At 54.0% G+C, this 385-nt stretch carries 1 pseudogene; it reads left to right on the top strand.

The features are described from left to right. A pseudogene (locus AC0QKW_RS00675) lies at positions 1-369 on the top strand (ISH3 family transposase); the annotation flags it as partial. Positions 370-385: the final 16 nt, after the last annotated feature.

Genomic DNA, 385 nt, shown 5'->3' with positions numbered 1-385 from the left:
GCTCAAGGAAAGCACGGTATCCAATACCTGCTCTACGTGGTCTATCGAGCCAACGTGGTGTGGTCACAGGTGCATCGCCATTACCGCTACCGCTTCGGCATTGAGACCAGCTATCGCCTCAAAAATCAGGCCCGTATCCGCTCTACCACCAAGAATCCCGTCCTGCGGCTACTTTATGTCGCCCTGGCCTTTATCCTGGTCAATCTCTGGGTTTACTTGCTCTGGCAAGCCGTGAGTGAGACCCGACGAGGCGGACGACGGGTCTTTCAAGAACGATTTCCGCTCAAAACCATGCTCTCCTTCATCCGTCAGGTCGTTGAACGACACTTTCCGCTCGCTCGGGCTGTCTATCTACCTACGGCATCATGAGTTTTCGATCTACTGA

This window comes from Pseudanabaena sp. PCC 9330 (genome assembly GCF_055795045.1).
Note: the sequence above shows the minus strand (reverse complement) of the source record. Positions and strands in the feature narration are given on the sequence as shown.